We start from the raw sequence: 15,417 nt of genomic DNA on the forward strand, positions 1-15,417 counted from the left end.
GATGTCATTGCAGGGATCGAATTCAAGGATGGAGAAAAAGTAACGTCGGATGATCAACAGGATGCTGCATGATCATGTCATACACCAGATTTGACTATAGCTCTATCAAACAAGCATTCATGCTCAAAGCCTGAAAGAGTTGAAGTAAAAGATGGTGATACACAATCTGTATTATTCTGATTGTAAATTCGAAAATAGAAAGAGATCAAAAAAACGCCCCAGACCGGAGCGTTTAAGAAAAGATTAAATAATCCGATTGTCCTGCCAGGCTTTTTCTTTTGCCATTTTCGCTTTTCGCTTGTCGCAGGGTTCATCGCAGTCGCAGGCTTTGTCGATACCGATTGCACCTAGGCCACCGCAGCTGCCGGAAATTGCTTTTTTCTGAACGATGATACCCACTGCCATCGCGACTGCGACGACGAGAAAGATCACAAACGTCAGTATAAAAATCGTCATGCCCACTCCTACTTCACATATGGCAAAAACGCTTTGCTGTAGTGCTCTTCAAACCCATCTTTGGTTTTTGTCACCAGCATGACTGCGTATTCATGTTTATTCGCAAATGCGAGTCCTTCTTGGGGACCCAAGACCGTAATTGCCGTTGCCAATCCATCCGCTAGCATAGCAGATGGGTGAAACACAGTCACGGAAACCAGGTTGTGCGTGATTGGCTTTCCAGTTCTTGGATCAATCGTATGCGAATAACGAACGCCGTTTTCTTCAAAATAGTTTCGATAACTTCCTGAAGTTGCTACACCGTTATTGCCCGGTTCCAAGATTTTCTGGACTGCTCGATCCATCGCCACTGGCTTCTCTACCGCGATTTTCCATGATTCACCCGACGGCTTTTTGCCGGATAAACGCATTTCGCCACCAATTTCTACTAAATAGTTTTGAATGCCTTTTTCCGCAAGAAGTTCCGCAACACGATCCACACCATAACCTTTTGCAATGGCAGACAATGATACCCTTGTTTTCGGGTGTGACTTCGCCAGACCATCTTTGTAGAGGGTGATTTTCTCAAAGCCAACATAGGTGCGAAGTTGTTTAATCTCTGCATCGGTTGGTGCCTTGGTGACAACCCCTTTTGGCCCGAAGCCCCACACATTAATCAGTGGCCCAAGCGTGACATCAAAGCCGCCTTCGAATTCTTTGGAGAGCTTTTGCGATGCCTGCATCACCGTCAACATATCTGGATGAACAGAAAACTTATCTGTTGAATCGGACGTGTTGAATCGAGAGATATCCGCTTTAGGGCGGTACGTCGACATCACATCATTGATATGCTCAAGTAAGATATCAATATCTGCTTGTAGCGCTTTCTTGTCCACTTCTGTTGGGCTAAAGAAAGTAATGTGATACGTCGTCCCCATCGTCTTGCCTTGCAGGAAGATGGATTGGTTTGGATCATAAACAGGTGCACAAGATACGAAAAAGGCTAGTCCGAAGACTAGCCATAATAGTTTGATTTGCTTCATGTTACTGATTAGCCACCAAAGTCATCCAAGAGGATGTTTTCATCTTCAACACCCATATCTTTGAGCATGTTGATGACCGCAGCATTCATCACCGGTGGACCACACATGTAGTACTCACAATCTTCCGGCGCCTCATGTTCTTTCAAGTAGTTGTCTAAAAGAACGTTATGAATGAAGCCAGTGTAACCTTCCCAGTTATCTTCCGGCTGTGGATCAGAAAGTGCCACGTGCCACTGGAAGTTATCAAACTCGGATTGAAGGCCATCGAAATCTTCTACATAGAACATTTCACGCTTCGAACGCGCACCATACCAGAATGAGATCTTACGCTTCGAGTTGAGGCGCTTCAGCTGATCGAAGATATGTGAGCGCATTGGTGCCATACCTGCACCACCACCGATAAAGACCATCTCAGCTTCGGTCTCTTTCGCGTAGAATTCACCGAATGGGCCAGAAATCGTCACTTTATCACCTTCTTTGAGGTTCCAGATAAAGGATGACATCTTGCCTGGTGGCAATGTCAGATTATTTGGTGGCGGCGTTGCGATCCGAACGTTCAGCATGATGATGCCTTCTTCTTCCGGATAGTTCGCCATTGAGTATGCACGGATTGTTTCTTCATCAACCTTTGATTCAAGTTTGAAGAAGCCAAAACGCTCCCAGTCACCACGATATTCTTCAGGAACATCGAAGTCTGCATATTTCACATGATGCGCTGGCGCTTCAATCTGAATATAACCACCAGCACGGAATGGAACTGCTTCCCCATTTGGAATACCAAGCTTCAACTCTTTGATGAAGGTTGCTTTGTTATCGTTGGAAATAACCGTACATTCCCACTTCTTGATACCAAAGACTTCTTCTGGAAGCTCAATCTTCATGTCACGTTTCACGTTAACCTGACATGCTAGACGGCAGCCTTCACGTGCTTCGCCTTTTGAAATGTGATCAAGCTCAGTTGGTAGAATATCGCCACCACCGTCTTTGATATTTACACGGCACTGACCACAAGAGCCACCACCACCACAGGCTGATGAAACAAAAATCCCGCTGTCAGCCAAAGCGCCAAGTAGCTTACCACCAGCGCCAGACTTGATCGCTTTGTTTGGGTCATCGTTAATTAAAATGGTGACATCACCACTTGGAACGAGTTTTGATTTTGCGAAGAGAATGACGGCCACAAGCAATAATACGATCGCTGTGAACATCCCAACGCCAAGATAAATTTCGACCATGGCTGTTTACCCCTTACAGTGATACACCAGAGAATGACATGAAACCGAGTCCCATCAAACCAACAGTGATAAAGGTGATCCCTAAACCACGAAGACCTTCTGGAATATCAGCATACTTCAGCTTTTCGCGGATCCCCGCAAGCGCTGTGATCGCAAGAGCCCAACCAACACCGCTGCCCAGGCCAAACACGACACTCTCAGTGAAGTTATAGTCACGTTCAACCATAAAGGATACTGCACCAAAAATCGCACAGTTGACGGTAATCAGTGGCAAGAAGATCCCTAGCGCGTTGTATAGTGCAGGGAAAAACTTATCCAATGTCATTTCAAGGATTTGTACCAACGCTGCAATAACACCGATATAGGTCAAGAATCCAAGGAAGCTCAAATCCGCTTCCGCAAACCCAGCCCACTCTAGTGCACCCGGTGCAAGAATGGCTTTGTAGATAATGTTGTTGACCGGTACAGCGATCCCAAGGACCACAATCACGGCAACACCAAGACCCATTGCAGTTTTTACTTTTTTGGAAACAGCAAGGAATGTACACATTCCTAAGAAAAATGAGAGCGCGAGGTTTTCAATAAAAACAGCGCGAACAAATAAGCTAAGATAATGTTCCATTGACTTGCCTCTTAGTCTTTCGCTTCAACTTGTTCTGGTCTGTAAGCTCGAAGAACCCAGATAAACAGACCAATGATAAAGAACGCACTTGGAGGCATGAGCAATAGACCCATTGGTTGATACCAGCCACCTTCTGACGCAAGTTTGAGAACTTCGATGCCGAAAACAGTACCAGAACCGAACAATTCGCGAATAAACGCAACTGTCATCAGAACAACACTGTAACCAAGACCGTTGCCGATCCCATCTAAGAAACTCATCATCGGTGGGCTTTTCATCGCGTATGCTTCCGCACGTCCCATGACGATACAGTTTGTGATGATCAAACCAACGAAGACTGAAAGTTCTTTGGCAAGAGTGTAGGCATATGCCTTCAGGATCGAGTCAACAACGATGACGAGTGATGCAATAATCGTCATCTGGACAATAATCCGTACACTGGAAGGAATATGGTTTCGAATAATTGAGATGAATAGATTGGAGAAAGCACAAACTGCTGTCAGTGCGATACACATGACCAACGCTTTGTCCATTTTACTGGTCACTGCCAAAGCAGAACACACACCAAGTACTTGCAAAGCAATTGGGTTGTTCGCAAAGACAGGTCCAAAGAGAACCTTTTTAACTTCTTTTGTATCAGCCATGTGTTAACTCTCCATTGCGAACGCTCTGCAAGAAAGGACCAAAGCCTTGCTCACCTAACCAGAAAGTAAAGATGAACTGAACGCCATTGCTCGTTAATGTCGCACCTGATAAGCCATCAACCTTGTACATCTTTTGCGGATCATTAGCGGTTACACCACCCTTTTGGACAGTGATCGCAATTTCACCTTTGTCGTTAAATAACTTCTTACCAACCCATGAAGCGACCCATTTCGGGTTTTCAATTTCAGCACCCAATCCTGGCGTTTCTTTGTGCTCATAGAACTTGATGCCTTTAACAGTCGTCGCATCTGGATCAATCGCGATAAAGCCATACATTGGCCCCCAAAGGCCCGCACCATAAACAGGCAGGATCACACTGCTCAACTTGCCGTTGTCTTTTGCAAGATAAACAGGTGCGATATTGGAGCGACGTTTAATTTTGACGATATCGTCTTTTGCATCCAACGCAATACTAATTTCCTTATCACGTGGCGCAGCACGATAGTCAAAATCGGCAGCTTTGCGATCAGTCGCAAATTTACCTGTGTTCAGGTCAAGTAATTTAACATCAACGACTTCCTTGAACTTCGCTGCTGCATTTTCACCTTCACTTAATAGGCCCGCTGCCAACAAAATATTACGTTGCATATCCGCTGCTTTATTGATTTTCTGAGCAGGCTTTAACATCACCGCAGCAGAAGAAACAATCACAGCACAAACAAGGCATAGTGAGATAACAACCGTCAGCGTTTTTGTTATTGTTTCATTAGAACTAGACATTACGTGCCAGCCTCCGCTTAATATTCGCCTGAACTACAAAATAATCAAAGATAGGAGCAAATACGTTTGCAAATAGAATTGCAAGCATCATCCCTTCTGGATAAGCAGGGTTTACGACACGGATAAGGACGACCATAAAGCCAATCAACGCACCATATGCAAATTTTCCTTTATCTGTGAATGATGCCGAAACCGGGTCTGTCGCCATGAAGAACATACCGATTGCAAATCCACCAAGAACAAGATGCCAATGCCAAGGCATTGCAAAGAGTGGGTTGGAATCAGAACCGATGAAGTTAAATAGTGAACTCGTCGCAACCATACCTAACATGACACCAAGCACAATTCGCCATGATGCAATTCGAAGATACATGATCAAAAAGCCGCCAATCATCAAGGCAAGCGTGGATGTTTCACCCATTGAACCTTGAATATTTCCGTAAAAAGCATCCCACCATACAGTCATATTACTGAAATCAAGCGTACCCGCTGCTGCTTGGCTCAACATTGTTGCACCCGAGAATGCATCAACGGCTGTCCATACTGTATCGCCTGAAATTTCTGCTGGATATGCGAAGAATAAGAATGCACGCCCAGCAAGTGCCGGATTGAGGAAGTTACGTCCAGTACCGCCAAATATTTCTTTTGCAATCACAACACCAAAGCTGATACCGATTGCGGCTTGCCATAATGGAATAGTCGGTGGAAGAATAAGCGAGAAAAGAATCGAAGTGACAAAGAAACCTTCGTTCACCTCATGCTTACGGATTGAGGCGAATAAGACTTCCCAGAAACCGCCAACAATAAATACTGTTAGGTATACTGGTAAGAAGAAACATGCACCATACCACATCTTACTTCCCCAGCCTGATGCAGCAGAAAGCTCACCACCAAAGGCTTGGAAAAGAGAGACCTGCCAAACATCTGCAAGCTGGAAACCATTCGCAAGCTGCATCGCTGCTTGGTTACCAATATTGTACATGCCGAAAAACATCGCAGGAAAAAGCGCGAGCCAAACCATGATCATGATACGCTTCAAATCGATGTTGTCACGAACATGAGAACCATTTTTGGTGACTAGGCCTGGTGTATAAAAAATAGTCGCCACCGCTTCATAAAGCGCGTACCATTTTTCGTATTTGCCACCAGCTTCAAACTGTGGCTCAATGCGTTCAAGAAAGTTCTTCAAGCTCATTGCTAACCTTCCTTCTCAATGTTGGTCAAGCATTCGCGTAATACTGGACCATATTCATATTTGCCTGGACAGACAAACGTACACAACGCGAGATCTTCTTCATCTAATTCTAGACAACCTAGCTGCTGAGCACTATCAACATCACCAGAAAGAAGGTCACGCAAAAGGAGTGTAGGGAGAATATCTAGCGGCATAATACGTTCATAGTTACCAATTGGCACCATCGCACGCTCAGACCCACCCGTTGATGTCGTCATCTTGAAAAGTTTACTTGGACTTAAATGACCGAGAAATGCTCTTGTAATCGAGAACATGTTACTACCAGGCATAGCCCAACCAAAGAGCTCTTTTTCACGACCTTCATTCAATACAGAAATCATTAGATGATAACGGCCAAGATAACCATGAACACCTTGTGCAGTTGTTCCAGAAAGAACAGAACCTGAGATGATACGATTTTCGCCATCCTCAACTTCATTCTGAACAATCTCTTCTGTGGAAGCACCCATTTGCGTTCTGATCAAGCGTGGGTTTTTCACCACTGGACCAGACAGAGCAATCACACGGTCAGTATAAATTTCACCAGTTGTAAACAACTTACCAAAAGCAATCACATCTTGGTAATTCAAATGCCATACGACTTTTGATGCACTCACTGGTTCGACAAAATGTATATGCGTCCCAACTAATCCTGCTGGATGTGGTCCATCAAATTCATGGACATCAACCCCTTGCGCAGAGACATCAATGCTCGCACCTGCACGTTTACAAAGATGAACCTTACCTTCTGTCAATCGGGAAACAACCGTTAGCCCGTGATTGAATGCTTCTGATTCTTCTTTGATAATTAAAGCAGGATCCGCAGCTAATGGATTTGAATCCATTGCATTGACGAAAATAGCCTTTGGTGAGCTACCTAACGCGGGAACTTTGCTGAATGGACGTGTTCTAAGTGCTGTCCATTGTCCAGATTTAACCAAATTATCCTGGACTTGTTCGCTTGAAAGAGATGAAAGTTCAGACGCTTGATATTTCGCAAACGTTTCCTGATCATTGCCATCAATTTCAATCACAATGGATTGCAATACGCGCTTAGCGCCACGGTTGATGCTTTTTACTAGTCCTGAAGCACATGCCGTATACAAAACGCCTGGATTCTTTTTATCCTCAAAAAGAACCTGACCTTTCTTGACGCGGTCCCCTTCACGCACATGCATGGTAGGGCGCATCCCGACATATTCTTCACCTAGCGTAGCAACAGTTTTAATCGCAGGACCATCATGGATGACCTGCTGTGGAGCCCCTTCAATAGGGAGGTCCAACCCTTTCTTTATTTTAATCATACGCACTTGCACTACTTTAACGAGAAGAAACCTGAGTTGTTACTTTCGGCTAAAGCCAGGCAGTCGTCTAAGGCATAGCCCACCCACAACTGCTCAAAAATCGATCAATTTCAATATAGAAATCACATAGTTACAAAACCCCGGGATTCTAACTTATTTACCACCACCATGCTATGAAAATTGATATTTTATGTGCAAAAGCCGGATTTTGTGTGTGAATAGATGTAAAAGAGTATAGATAGAGAATCCAGCAATAGGTTGTTTTATGATAGATTTTTATTGAAAAATATCGCTCTTCATGAGCTTCATTCCAATGGGAGTCAAATTTAGCACTCTTCTGGAGGCCGAATAAGTTTTATACAATATGGCTGAATTGATAATAACCAGACAGCACCAACTGAGGTGATGCTGTCTCTGCAATGAAAAAACCAGATGAAGATCAAATTAAGGCATCATCGCGAAGAACTGATCGATGCGATAAGAAATCTCTTCGTCAGCCATCATTGGGTGGATATCAACATAAACAGACTCAGGATATCCCCAACGTGAGTTGAAGCTGCCTTCTACTTTATAAGCCGTGCCGTTATGCTTTACAAGCTCAACAAAAAGGCCGTCAATGGTCTTGAAATACTGGTTATCTGTGTACGCACCCGTTTCTGTATTTTTCACACGAGCAACTTTGCGATCACGAACGTCAACAATATAAGGAACACCTGAATCCTGACAGAAGCAATAACGTGTAAATTGGAAAGAATAGTCCGTGAGCCCCTTTGAGAACCACTTCACAAGTGACTGAGGAACTTCAGGGTTGAAGTCTGGCGTAAAGTCATCAGGGTTTTGTGCTTGTACTGCTGTTGAAGCAATTGTCAAAGCAACTGCTGCGGCAAGAGTTTGAACTTTCATGATACCTCCGAAAGGCTTTCAAACCGAAAGGATTAAAAGCAAGCTTCGTTTTTATTGGAATAAGAGTTCCGTTCATGCTGCTGAAATCGTGATTATTTCTCACGTTCCTTTTTCTGAACCGGGATGTTACCCATTTAGGAACCAACGTCAACTTTTGAGGTAAATAAGTACCAATCGAGCGTCAAGAAAAATTGACTCTATTGTTATGAAATGATGACAAAAGTTATTCAACATCATCAATGAATCAGCAATAAAACAAGGAAGTATCAGAGGATTCCTGGGAGATATGCACACGTGAATGAGTATGTTAAACTGACTGAACGACTCAAACTGAAAATAACTTATGTCTGTGAATCAACTTGTTAGTAAAGCAAAAGCACTTTGCGACGAAAATGGCGTTCGCTTTACTCCAATCAGAGAAAAAGTATTTCGACTGCTTGCCACTTCAAAAGGCAGCGTTGGGGCTTATGATTTGTTGGAACAACTCAAATTGTCGGAACCAGCAGCGAAACCAGCCACAGTTTATCGCGCATTGGATTTTCTATCAGAACAAGGGTTTATTCATAAGATAGAGTCAACAAATACCTTTTGGCTGTGTCACCATTTTGGCTCTGAGCATCACGCCCAACTTTTGATTTGCGATCAATGTGGCCAAATCACTGAACTTCACTCCGACTTACTCCATGATGAAATCAGCGAACGAGCAAGGTCACAAGGTTTTCAAGTCAAAAAACAAACGGTTGAAGTCCATGGCCTTTGCCAAGAATGCCTAGCATCTGCCTGATTTTTTCAGATAAAGCCGATTTTAGTCTACATTAATATTAATCGGACATTTATCTGGTACGCACAAAACAATAGATGATTGCTCAAGCGAGATTTCGGAAATAGGCGATGAATGTAGAATTTGTAAATCCATTTTTAGTCTCCCTTCAAAATGTTTTAAAGACAATGGCGCATGTCGACTTAGCGCCTGGGAAGCCTCGGCTGAAAAAAGATGAAATCGCACGGGGTGATGTGTCTGGTCTCATTGGTATGGTCGGACCACAGACGAAAGGGTCTTTTTCCATTTCATTTGATGAAGCAATTGCACTTGAGATTATGGAGCGCATGCTCGGAGAGCGTGTCACCTATATTAATGCCGATGTCACAGATATGGTGGGCGAAATCACAAATATGGTCACTGGTGGCGCAAAAAATATGCTCGGCGAAAAAGGCTACGAGTTTGATATGGCAACCCCACTGGTCGTTTCAGGAAAAGGCCATACCATTACCCATAAAGGTGATGGACAAAAAGTCATCATCCCATTTAATTCACAGATTGGTAATGTACACATTGAAGTCTCTTTTGATAATGTCGAATAGTCATCTCAAATAAACTTTACCGAAAATAGCCTATTGGTCTTCAATTCATTTCCATGTAAGATCCCACACCTGTATCAATATCCAGGTCATTTATTATGTGGTTTTCCAATTTGCGTGTGTATCGCTTTACACAGCCATTTTCTCTCGATCTCGACAATATAGAAGAACAGTTGCAAGAAAATGCTTTTCAACCTTGTGGCTCCACAGAGCTTGCAAAGATGGGCTGGTCTGCACCACTTGGTAAAGGCAGTGAAGCACTGCATCATGCTGGTCATGGCCACTCTCTGTTTTGTCTTAAAAAAGAAGAAAAGTTGTTGCCATCTGCGGTGATCAACGATTATCTCGCAGAGAAAATTGAACTTGTAGAACACGAGCAACAACGACCAGTTAGAGGCAAAGAAAAGCAAGCACTCAAAGAAGAAATCGTACATAGTTTACTCCCCCGCGCATTTAGCAAATACAGTTATTTACATGGATTTGTCAGTCCAGATAAAGGTTGGGTTGTGGTCAATGCATCCGCAGCAGGTAAAGCAGAAGAGTTTCTTGCCCTACTCCGTAAAAGTCTTGGGTCTTTCCCAGTAAAACCCGCTTTTACCGAAGTGGATTTGCGCACTCAAATGACCCATTGGTTGGAAAACGATGCGCCCGATCCATTTGAGCTGGGATCAGAGGTTGAGCTACAAGCTCCAGAGGAGGATGGCGCACAAGCCAAACTCAAACAGCAGGAACTTTCTTCAGAAGAAATCCGCACTTTGCTGGAACACCACAAACAAGTCATCAAAATTGCCCTCGAAAGAGACGAACGTTTATCTTTCCTCCTCTGTGATGACGGTGCTATTAAGCGTTTAAAATTTGCAGACCAAATCAAAGAAGCCAACGAAGATATTACGGATGAAGACCGACTCGCGCGTCTAGATGCTGACTTCGTCCTGCAAGCTGCAGAGATCTGCGAGCTATTAGACTTACTCGCTGATGCACTGGGTGAAGAAGATATCCGAGATTAGAACTTCCTTCACGCCCTAAAGTTCGCGCTTCAATCTATGCAGTGCGAACCATTTCACTTCGCTTATCACTTCACCAATAACCAGCTAAATCGAAACCCCATGAATATAACCTTTGAGCTATTTATTCTCATCAACACCCGATTAACCTCATAATAATTCACTAAATTAAAATCATGAGTACGTTCCAATATTAAAGAAAGATACCAAACAAAAAAATGAGAAAAAACAAGATATAAATCCAAAATCTCATTTTCTTCATCCACGCTATATTTTTCATTAAAGCTCGATATAATCAATCGTCGCACTTCGGATGTTGCCGAAAGAAACAAGACCAAATGACAAAGTAAGCTTTAGATTAAGCGCTATAAATTACATGATTTTTTCTGGTTTTGATGCTGTTTTTAGTACTAAGGAGCGATAATCAAAGGAATGATGACATGTTATATTTTCCCATCATCAATCCATGAATAAATAGAAAGAGAAAATAATGTTTCGTAAGAAAATCACCCAAGAAACATCGATAGATCAACTTTCTGAGCTAGAAGAGTTAAAAGATGAATTTTCAATTAAAGTTTCAGGTGGGCACCAGACTTTAACACCTTCAAAAATGACTTACTTTCGAAGCCTCACTCAAAGTAAGAGCATTGAAAGAGATGGAATTTCTGTTCCACATGATTAGAAGTTGGTTCAAGGGTAATAAATTACCTAGGTAATATTAATCAATATGGTTGCTGTAATTTATGGAAATCAATTTAGATGTTTTATTCTTAGCGATTGATAGTATTTTGAACTATACACTGTTTACATGCTCTATCGCTTTTATTATATTTTTCAAACTCGACTTTAAGGCTCTATGGAAAAGTAAAGACTTTGCCTCAAATGAGACCTTGTCTTCAATGACGATTTCGATTGTTATTAACGTAGTCAGCTTTTTTCTCATTTCTTTTACAATAAATAGTATTGTCAGCTTAGATATAGAGAAAAACTCAAGTGCCTGCCTAAGATATACATTACAGTCGTTCATGCTTTTGGGGTATGTTTATGCTCATATAAAGGCGCATAGGCTTTTAAATATAAACATGCACGCTCTTCCAAAGTTATGTTGCTTCTTCGGAAACATATTAATTTATATCCACCTTATTCGTTTTGCCGATAGATTAGTCTTTGAAACAAATTTACTTTCATTAGCTTATCGACTTAGTATCGTTAGCATTAACTCCTTAATTGTACTAACGATGATTGGCTCCCTAATTTACCTCATGATTGCCACCCAAAAACTCAACAGGAAAGAAGCTTAAAATGGAAGCAACAGCACCTTTATATCTGAATTTCTTTATCATGATCCTCATTGTTGCAGTGACCAGTACCTTTATCGCGTATAAAGGTGCAAAGCAACGTCCCAAAAAACCAGTGAGGGATCCACTGGAGCAGGCTGAAGAATTTGTAGCAAGTAATGTTGTACACCTTTCCCATCTCACGCGTGACTTAACAAAGCTCGCAATTCGACGTGCGATTTTGCAAGAGAAAGGAGAAGATACGGTTGAACAAACACTTGAGCTACTGCGTCTTGATAGAGAGTTACTCCAGCAAGGCAGAGATATTTTGGCAAATCGTGAGTTGGATTAAACAAAGGCCCTATTTGAGCCTTTGTTTGAGTTCAATTAAGCAAAGATTGAACGTGCATCGCCGAGGTCGCTCAGGAACTCATCATCATTGAGTAGGCTTTTGGATTCGATGATCTCTTTTTCAACCATTGAGGAGAGGTAGTTTTCCGGCTCTGTCATTTCTGTGAGTAAGCCATTCTTCACCGCTGCAATTCTAACAAAGTCTGTATAGCAGGGTTTATCTGCCTCGTAACTTAGATCACGCCATTTTTCTGCAACTTCCACAAACTCATCCGTAAAGTCCCAAGCCCGCATGATCTCTGCGCCAATTTTCCCGCCCATTTTCTCAATTGCACCTGCTAAAAAGCTTGGATTCGCAAATACATCTTCGTGCCGCTCAGCTTCAGTAAAAATCGGTAATGCTCCAATATTAAAGATTAAAGCCGCTAATGCGATAGTATCAATATCCAAGTTTGCGTGTTTATTCCGTTTGAGGTAGTACTGCATGAGTGTGATCGCATACGCTGCAACATCGACAGTGCGCTTCCAGGTTTCATTCATATAGCGCTTCACGATTGGATTTTTTGACACAAATAACTGCTCCATTGCGAGCGCAGTCACAATATTCTTGATTTGACGTAACCCAATTCGAGTCACTGCCTGATTGAGCGTATCGACTTTAATGGTCCTTCCCATAAATGCACTATTTGAGATTTTGATCATCCTTGCTGACAATGCCGGATCTTGTGAGATCACCTCCGCTAGTTTTGCCAAATTAATGTCAGGATCATCCGCAGCTTTGCGAACTTTAATTGCGATTTCAGGTAAGGTGGGAAGTACAAGGCTATCATTGTTGATTTTTTCTGTGAGTATCGTGAGTAGTGCATTTTCAGTAGACATATCCGCTCCTGTCTCTCAACCAAATTTGATACGCCGGCCTCTATTGGGCGCGTTTTATTTCCTTTCGACGAAAACGGGTTATGGTTTTCCTGAAAAGAAATGACGCTCGCTTGACACAGCGATGTCACGACCAAGCGGTTGATGATAAATCATTAAAATATTGAAAATCAGGAATTTGTATTCTTATCCTTTTCCTTAATTATGATCCATGATCGGAAAAATTAAAGCCAACGAATGATGAATTTCTTATTTAAAGCTTGTAAACCTGCATTCACGCGACTTTTCAATTGTTCAACATTCCGGTAGGGTGTTGAGCCATTCTAACTTTTCATGGATGTCCTCATGATCAATCATAATTATAAACTCGCAGCAGCGATGATTGGCACCTTGGCTCTGACTGGTTGCCAACTCACAAACTATAAACCGTTACCGCATGTACAATCCAGGTTAGATATCTATCAACCTGTGACGTTGAGCGCCGATCTTTCTCATCTCTCCCAGAACCAGAAAAAAATGGTAAGCTTACTTATTGATGCGGCTGACGTGATGGATGATCTCTTCTGGAAACAGTCTTATGGTGAAGATAAAACGACCTTTCTTTCCCGTATTCCAGATCCGAAAGTTCGACAATTTGCACAAATCAACTACGGACCATGGGATAGGCTCGATAATGAAAGGCCTTTTTTAAAAGGTATTCCTACCAAACGCCCTGGTGCTGAGTTTTATCCCAAAGAGATGACCAAAGATGAGTTTTCCATTGCTGGACTTTCGGATAAGAAGGGGCTCTATTCCTTGGTTCGATACGATGAAAATGGCAAGTTAAAGACGATCCCCTATGCAATGGCTTACGGACCAGAACTGAAAAAAGCAGCCAACTTACTGCGTCAGGCCGCAGATTTAGCAGAAGATCGCGATTTTAAAAAATATTTGAACATGCGCGCAAATGCACTGTTGTTGAATCAGTACCAACCTTCAGACTTTGCCTGGATGTCAATGAAAACCAACCCTGTTGACGTAGTCATTGGTCCGATCGAGACCTATGAAGACCAACTTTTCGGTTATCGGGCGGGTTTTGAAGCGTATGTTCTCATTAAGGATCAACGCTGGAGTAAAAAGCTGGCGAAATATGCGAAGCAGTTACCCTCACTCCAACGCGGTCTTCCGGTTCCATCTCAATACAAACAGGAAAAGCCAGGAACAAATGCAGACCTCGGTGCATACGATGTTGTTTACTATGCTGGCCACTCCAATGCTGGCGGGAAAACAATTGCGATTAACCTTCCAAATGATGAAGAAGTCCAGTTAAAAGAAGGGACCCGCCGCCTACAGCTCAAAAATGCAATGCGAGCGAAGTTTGATCATATTTTAAAGCCCATTGCTGATGAACTCATTGTCCCTGAGCAAAGAAATCACATCACATTCAATGCTTTCTTCGCAAATACGATGTTCCATGAAGTCGCGCATGGCTTAGGCATTAAAAATACCATCAATGGAAACGGAACTGTGCGACAAGCACTCAGAGAGCACGCATCCGCTTTGGAAGAAGGCAAAGCAGACATCCTTGGCTTATATATGGTGTCACAACTATTAAAGAAAGGTGTGATCCGCGAAGGGCAACTGGAAGATTACTACACGACCTTTCTTGCTGGGATATTCCGCTCGGTTCGGTTTGGTGCATCCAGTGCCCATGGTAAAGCAAATATGGTTCGGTTTAATTATTTCAAAGAAGCAGAAGCTTTTACACGTGCCCCAAATGGCCAATACCGTGTCAACATGAAGAAAATGAAACAAGCAATCAATGATTTGTCTCGTTTGATTTTGACACTGCAAGGCGACGGAAGTTATGCGAAAGTCGATCAACTTTTTGCTGAAGATGGCAACATCGGCCCATTACTCAAAGAAGATCTCGCTCGCTTATCCAAAGCCAACATTCCTGTTGATATCACTTTTATCCAAGGGAAAGAGCAACTGGGCCTATAAATAGACCTCACCTCTGCGCTTTACTTTTTATCAATATGATGTATCTAACAAGTGAGTATCAACTCACTCGTTAGATACGCTTTTTATATCCATCACGGAAAAAGAAATCTCAATATCATCATCGCTATTCCGTCAAAGCCAAAAAATCATCAACCATTTGAAACAAAATTGTTTTTCCAATGTTTCATTTATCTTTTGTATTAGGAATTAAGTGCAAAATTACTGATTTAAAAGTTCATCTCAACATTATTTAGAATGAAATAAGCACAAAATTCAAACATTGCAAACCATATTTTATACCTATTCTTATTCGAACGCTTTGCTCATAAAATAATCCTAGTCAAGGAAGCAGTCTGACCAATTAAA

16 protein-coding genes are annotated in these 15,417 nt (G+C 42.3%); 6 read left to right on the forward strand and 10 right to left on the reverse strand.

Annotation, left to right across the window (positions count from 1 at the left end):
* Positions 1–243: 243 nt before the first annotated feature.
* The 9 genes from nqrM to C505_RS0107610 all read right to left on the reverse strand — a co-directional run bounded on the left by nqrM (position 244) and on the right by C505_RS0107610 (position 8,201).
* Positions 244–456, reverse strand: a complete 213-nt coding sequence (nqrM, locus tag C505_RS0107570) for a (Na+)-NQR maturation NqrM (protein WP_018691996.1) — start codon at positions 454–456, stop codon at positions 244–246.
* Positions 457–464: 8 nt separating this feature from the next.
* Positions 465–1,478 (reverse strand): FAD:protein FMN transferase, encoded by a 1,014-nt coding sequence (locus C505_RS0107575; RefSeq protein ID WP_018691997.1) that lies wholly within the window; start codon positions 1,476–1,478, stop codon positions 465–467.
* Positions 1,479–1,486: 8 nt separating this feature from the next.
* Positions 1,487–2,713, reverse strand: a complete 1,227-nt coding sequence (gene nqrF / locus C505_RS0107580; RefSeq protein ID WP_018691998.1) for an NADH:ubiquinone reductase (Na(+)-transporting) subunit F — start codon at positions 2,711–2,713, stop codon at positions 1,487–1,489.
* Between the two features lie 13 nt (positions 2,714–2,726).
* Positions 2,727–3,335, reverse strand: a complete 609-nt coding sequence (gene nqrE, locus C505_RS0107585; RefSeq protein WP_018691999.1) for an NADH:ubiquinone reductase (Na(+)-transporting) subunit E — start codon at positions 3,333–3,335, stop codon at positions 2,727–2,729.
* Between the two features lie 11 nt (positions 3,336–3,346).
* Positions 3,347–3,979, reverse strand: coding sequence for an NADH:ubiquinone reductase (Na(+)-transporting) subunit D (locus C505_RS0107590; RefSeq protein WP_018692000.1), 633 nt, complete (start codon positions 3,977–3,979; stop codon positions 3,347–3,349).
* A complete protein-coding gene (locus C505_RS0107595; protein ID WP_018692001.1) occupies positions 3,972–4,760 on the reverse strand; it encodes a Na(+)-translocating NADH-quinone reductase subunit C in 789 nt (262 codons plus the stop codon). The genes C505_RS0107590 and C505_RS0107595 overlap by 8 nt, the downstream gene beginning before the upstream one ends.
* Complete coding sequence (locus C505_RS0107600; RefSeq protein ID WP_018692002.1) at positions 4,753–5,955, reverse strand: NADH:ubiquinone reductase (Na(+)-transporting) subunit B; 1,203 nt, start codon at positions 5,953–5,955, stop codon at positions 4,753–4,755. The genes C505_RS0107595 and C505_RS0107600 overlap by 8 nt, the downstream gene beginning before the upstream one ends.
* A gap of 2 nt (positions 5,956–5,957) precedes the next feature.
* Positions 5,958–7,298, reverse strand: coding sequence for a Na(+)-translocating NADH-quinone reductase subunit A (locus C505_RS0107605; RefSeq protein WP_018692003.1), 1,341 nt, complete (start codon positions 7,296–7,298; stop codon positions 5,958–5,960).
* 444 nt (positions 7,299–7,742) lie between these two features.
* Positions 7,743–8,201, reverse strand: coding sequence for a DUF6174 domain-containing protein (locus tag C505_RS0107610; RefSeq protein WP_018692004.1), 459 nt, complete (start codon positions 8,199–8,201; stop codon positions 7,743–7,745).
* A 343-nt stretch (positions 8,202–8,544) separates the two neighbouring features.
* Between C505_RS0107610 and zur the strand changes: the two genes are divergently transcribed.
* From zur to C505_RS0107640, 5 genes are all read left to right on the forward strand, one after another.
* Positions 8,545–8,985: a zinc uptake transcriptional repressor Zur gene (zur, locus tag C505_RS0107615; protein ID WP_018692005.1), complete on the forward strand. Its 441-nt coding sequence runs from the start codon at positions 8,545–8,547 to the stop codon at positions 8,983–8,985.
* Positions 8,986–9,092: 107 nt separating this feature from the next.
* Positions 9,093–9,563, forward strand: a complete 471-nt coding sequence (locus C505_RS0107620; protein ID WP_018692006.1) for a chemotaxis protein CheX — start codon at positions 9,093–9,095, stop codon at positions 9,561–9,563.
* A gap of 95 nt (positions 9,564–9,658) precedes the next feature.
* Entirely contained in the window at positions 9,659–10,567 is a 909-nt protein-coding gene (gene rdgC / locus C505_RS0107625; RefSeq protein WP_018692007.1) for a recombination-associated protein RdgC, read from the forward strand.
* Positions 10,568–11,054: 487 nt separating this feature from the next.
* Positions 11,055–11,246 carry a hypothetical protein gene (locus C505_RS0107630; RefSeq protein WP_018692008.1) on the forward strand — a complete coding sequence of 64 codons (192 nt, stop codon included), beginning with the start codon at positions 11,055–11,057 and terminating at the stop codon, positions 11,244–11,246.
* A 620-nt stretch (positions 11,247–11,866) separates the two neighbouring features.
* A complete protein-coding gene (locus C505_RS0107640) occupies positions 11,867–12,193 on the forward strand; it encodes a hypothetical protein (protein WP_018692010.1) in 327 nt (108 codons plus the stop codon).
* Positions 12,194–12,228: 35 nt separating this feature from the next.
* On the opposite strand, the gene C505_RS0107645 is transcribed toward C505_RS0107640, so the two are convergent.
* Positions 12,229–13,071 carry an HDOD domain-containing protein gene (locus C505_RS0107645; protein ID WP_018692011.1) on the reverse strand — a complete coding sequence of 281 codons (843 nt, stop codon included), beginning with the start codon at positions 13,069–13,071 and terminating at the stop codon, positions 12,229–12,231.
* A 342-nt stretch (positions 13,072–13,413) separates the two neighbouring features.
* Between C505_RS0107645 and C505_RS0107650 the strand changes: the two genes are divergently transcribed.
* Positions 13,414–15,051 (forward strand): dipeptidyl-peptidase 3 family protein, encoded by a 1,638-nt coding sequence (locus C505_RS0107650; RefSeq protein ID WP_157368896.1) that lies wholly within the window; start codon positions 13,414–13,416, stop codon positions 15,049–15,051.
* The last annotated feature ends 366 nt before the right edge of the window (positions 15,052–15,417 follow it).

Source organism: Algicola sagamiensis DSM 14643, assembly GCF_000374485.1.
Lineage (GTDB): Bacteria > Pseudomonadota > Gammaproteobacteria > Enterobacterales > Alteromonadaceae > Algicola > Algicola sagamiensis.